At 64.2% G+C, this 3870-nt stretch carries 2 protein-coding genes and 1 pseudogene; all 3 read right to left on the minus strand.

Annotated elements, in window-relative coordinates:
- Positions 1–461: pseudogene (locus EOA36_RS29970) on the minus strand (ABC transporter permease); the annotation flags it as partial.
- 13 nt (positions 462–474) lie between these two features.
- Positions 475–1311: an ABC transporter permease gene (locus EOA36_RS29975; RefSeq protein WP_245464510.1), complete on the minus strand. Its 837-nt coding sequence runs from the start codon at positions 1309–1311 to the stop codon at positions 475–477.
- A 263-nt stretch (positions 1312–1574) separates the two neighbouring features.
- Positions 1575–3467 carry a molecular chaperone HtpG gene (htpG, locus tag EOA36_RS29980; protein ID WP_127280571.1) on the minus strand — a complete coding sequence of 631 codons (1893 nt, stop codon included), beginning with the start codon at positions 3465–3467 and terminating at the stop codon, positions 1575–1577.
- Positions 3468–3870 lie beyond the last annotated feature (403 nt).

A 3870-nucleotide genomic window follows, 5' to 3' on the forward strand; every position in this document is an offset into this window, starting at 1 on the left:
ACATAGGGCACGGCCAGCAGGATATGGCCGAGCACCAGGAGCAGCATGGTTCTCGGCTGGTCGACGGCCTTGATCAGCACCAGCAGGCCGACGCCGAGGATTGTTTCGGGCACCAGCGCCGGCAGGATCACCAGCGTGCTCAGCGCCTGCTTGCCGCGAAATTCGAAGCGCACCAGGGCAAACGCCGTGGTGACGCCGATGGCGGTGGTGACGATGGCGGTGACCAAGGCGATCCACAAGGACGTGCGGAAGGCGGCCAGCACCGCGTCGTTGGCCATCAGCTTGCCGTACCATTGCAGGCTGAAGCCGGTCATCGGGAAGCCGCCGAACATCGAGGCGTTGAACGACAGGATCACTGTCGCCACGATCGGCGCGAACATGAAGATATAGACGCAGACCGTGACGAAGCCGGTCAGCCGCCAGGCCCATCTGCCTTCCTGCTTGCGCCGGGTCCCGCTCATCCGCCAAGCCCCGTCATCCACCCAGTCCTTTGACGATCTGCGACATGCCCATGTAGCGCGTGTAGACGGCGGCGAAGAAGCCGAGCACGATGAACAGCACGATCGAAAGCGTGGCGCCCATCGGCCAGTTCAGCTCGCCCATGATGGTGTCGTAGATCAGGTTGCCGAACAGCGCGTCGCGGCCCGAACCGAGGAGCTGCGGCGTCACATAGCTGCCGGCGGCCAGCACGAAGCAGAGCAGCAGGCCCGCCGCCAGGCCGGGCAGCGACAGCGGCAGCGTGACCTCGCGGAACGCCTGCGCGCTCGTGCAGCCCATCGAGCGGGCCGCCGAAATCAATGTGCGATCAATGCTCTCCAGGCTGACATAGACGTTGAGGATCATGTAGGGCAGCAGGAAATGCAGCATGCCCAGGATGACCGCGCCTTCATTGTAGAGCATCGGCAGCGGCTCGTTGATGATGCCCAATTTCAGCAGCGCGACGTTGATGACGCCCTGTTCGCCCAGGATGTTGATCCAGGAGAAGGTGCGGATGGTGAAGCTGATCCAGAACGGCACGATCAGCAGTAGCAAGAGCAACCATTTGTGCCTGAAGGTCGTGGCCCAGATGAAATAGGCGGGGAAATAGCCGAGCACCCCGCAAAGCAGCGCCGTGATCGCGCCGACCCGCAGCGTCTTCACAAGGAAGCCGGAATAATAGCTGTCTGTGAGGAATTCGTGCCAGTTCGCGGTCGTCAACGCGCTCGTTTCCACGCCGGCGGTGACGAAGGTGAAGAAGGTATAGCCGGCCATCACGGCGATCGGCAGGACCAGGAAAAAGATCAGCAGCAGGAGCACCGGCGCGACGAGCATCCAGGCCAGCCGTGGATCATACAATGTCCATCGTCGTTTCATGAGCACCCGGACGTTCGCGCCTTCTTGGAAGCGCTTATTTTGTTCCCGGCGCCAAGATTGGGTGATTGCAAGCGCGATGTCTACAGTGGGCGATTGAGCCAGTGGATTTCAGCCCGTTCCCTGCTGGGATAGACGCCAATTTTCGGCGGACGGGGTCGCTGCGCAACCCCATCTTGCACCTTCGAGCGATAAACACGTCGAGAACAGGTGGCCAGCGCGCCTCAGCCCTTCGAGATACCGCGCGCGATCAGGCGGGCAAGGCGCTCGGAAAACGCCCTGGCGTCGGCCGGCTTGTCGCCGTCGAGCACGCGCGCCTCGTCGTAGAGCAGGTGGGCGGCATCGTCCTTGAAGGCCTGCTCGTCGTCGCCGAGGCTGGCGAGCGCCCGGACGCGCTCGTGGCGGGGGTTGATCTCGAGGATCGGCTTGGCCGTCTTGTCGAGGCGTCCGGCGGCGTTGAGCAGCCGCTCGAACTGCCGATCCGGTCCATGTTCGGGCGCTACCAGGCAGACCGCGCTTTCGGTCAGGCGGTCGGAAGGCTTCACATCCGACACGGCTTCGCCAAGCGCTGCCTTGACGAAGGCGAGGAAGCCGTCGACTTCGGGCGTAGCCGCCGTGTCCGGCCTCTTCGCCTCGTCTAGCAAGGGAATGTCGGAAAGTTCGGCCACGCCCTGCGTCACCGACTTGAACGGCTTGCCGTCGAATTCCGGCGCCATCGACGTCCAGAAACTGTCGACCGGGTCGGTGAGCAGCAGCACCTCGATGCCGCGCGCCTTGAAACCTTCGAGCTGCGGCGAGGCTTCGAGCCGGGCGCGGTCGTCGCCGGCCATGAAGAAGATCGCCTTCTGGCCTTCCTTCATCGCGCTGGCATAGTCGGCAAGGCCGCGCCAGCCTTCGCCCGAGGCCGTCGAGTGGAAGCGGGCGAGCTTCAAGAGCTGCTCGCGCCGCTCATGGTCCTCGTAGAGCCCTTCCTTGAGGACGACGCCGAAGTTCTCCCAGATTTTCGCATAGGCCTCGGGCTCGTTCTCGGCCAGCTTCGAAAGATCGCCGAGCACGCGGTTGGTCAGGCCCTTGCGGATCGCGGCCAGCAAAGGGCTTTCCTGGATCATCTCGCGCGAGACATTGAGCGGCAGGTCGGCGGAATCGACCAGCCCGCGCATGAAGCGCAGATAGCGCGGCAACAAATCGGCATCGTCGGTGATGAAGACGCGGCGCACATAGAGCTTGATGCGGCCCTTGCGGTCCTGGTCGAAGAGATCGAAGGGACGCGAGCCGGGCACGAAGGCGAGCACTGAGTATTCCTGCCTGCCTTCGGCGCGGAAATGAATGGTGGCGGCCGGCTCGTCATACTGGCCGGCGAGGCTGCGGTAGAAATCGGTATATTCCTCGGGCTTGACCTCGCTTTTCGGCCTGACCCAAAGGGCCGTGCCATCGGCGATGTCGCGAGGCTCGGCGCCCGGTTTCTCGATGAGCGTGATCGGCACGGGCACGTGGCCCGACTGCGACTTGGCCAGCTGCTCGAGCGGGTAGGAGCCGGTATAGGACACGGCATCGTCCATCAGATGCAGCACGACGCGGGTGCCGCGCCTGGGAGCGGCTTCGAGCGGGGCGGGCGCGATCTCGTAGGACCCCTTGCCGTCGGACGACCAGCGCCAGGCTTCGTCGCTTCCCGCCAGGCGGCTGATGACGTCGACGCGGGTCGCCACCATGAAGGCTGAGTAGAAGCCGACGCCGAACTGGCCGATGAGCTGCGTGTCTTCGCTGGCATTGCCGGCGCCGACGCGCTCGATGAAGGCGCGTGTACCCGAGCGCGCGATCGTGCCCAGCGCCTCCGTCATGTCGTCGCGGCTCATGCCGATGCCGTTGTCCTCGACGGTGATCTCCTTGCTGTCGGGATCGGCTGAAATCGAGATGCGCGGCTTGGGGTCATCGGCCAGCAATTCCGGATGACTGACCGCCTCGAAGCGCAGCTTCTCGCAGGCGTCGGCGGCGTTGGAAATCAGTTCGCGCAGGAAGACGTCCTTGTCGGAATAGACCGAGTGCACCATCATGTGCAGCAGCCGCGAAACATCCGCCTCGAATGCCTTGGTTTCCGTCGCTTTCGTGCCTGTCGTCATTGCGAGTTTCCCACACTGTTCAACCACCCGCCGCGCCGGAGCGCGAGCGAGACTTCCTTTCAACCATTTTTGGCGGCTCTGGCAACTGAGTTCAGCAAGGCCAGCGCGACGACAATATTGTGATGGGATGCGCCGGCGGCAAGGGGCGGAATCGGCGCCGGCGGCGAAACAGTCAATCTCCCCCCTCGTGGGGGAGATGCCCGGCAGGGCAGAGGGGGGCGCGAAGGAACTCGGCCTTGCTTATTTGCTGGGCTACGCGGTGCGCGCCCCTCCAAAGGCAAAAGTGATCCACTGAGACGTCGGCGGGACAGCGCCCCCCTCTGGCCTGCCGGCCATCTCCCCCACAAGGGGGGAGATTGGCAGCTTCGGTGCCGCGCCCTACTTCCCCGCCATATGGTCGGCA

It is taken from the genome of Mesorhizobium sp. M8A.F.Ca.ET.021.01.1.1, from assembly GCF_003998025.1.
Taxonomy (GTDB): Bacteria; Pseudomonadota; Alphaproteobacteria; order Rhizobiales; family Rhizobiaceae; genus Mesorhizobium.

What these genes read in the sequence shown, in the direction of transcription:
- EOA36_RS29975 (WP_245464510.1), bottom strand. Translation starts at nt 1,311, where the DNA reads ATGCTCGTCGCGCCGGTGCTCCTGCTGCTGATCTTTTTCCTGGTCCTG.
- htpG (WP_127280571.1), bottom strand. Translation starts at nt 3,467, where the DNA reads ATGACGACAGGCACGAAAGCGACGGAAACCAAGGCATTCGAGGCGGAT.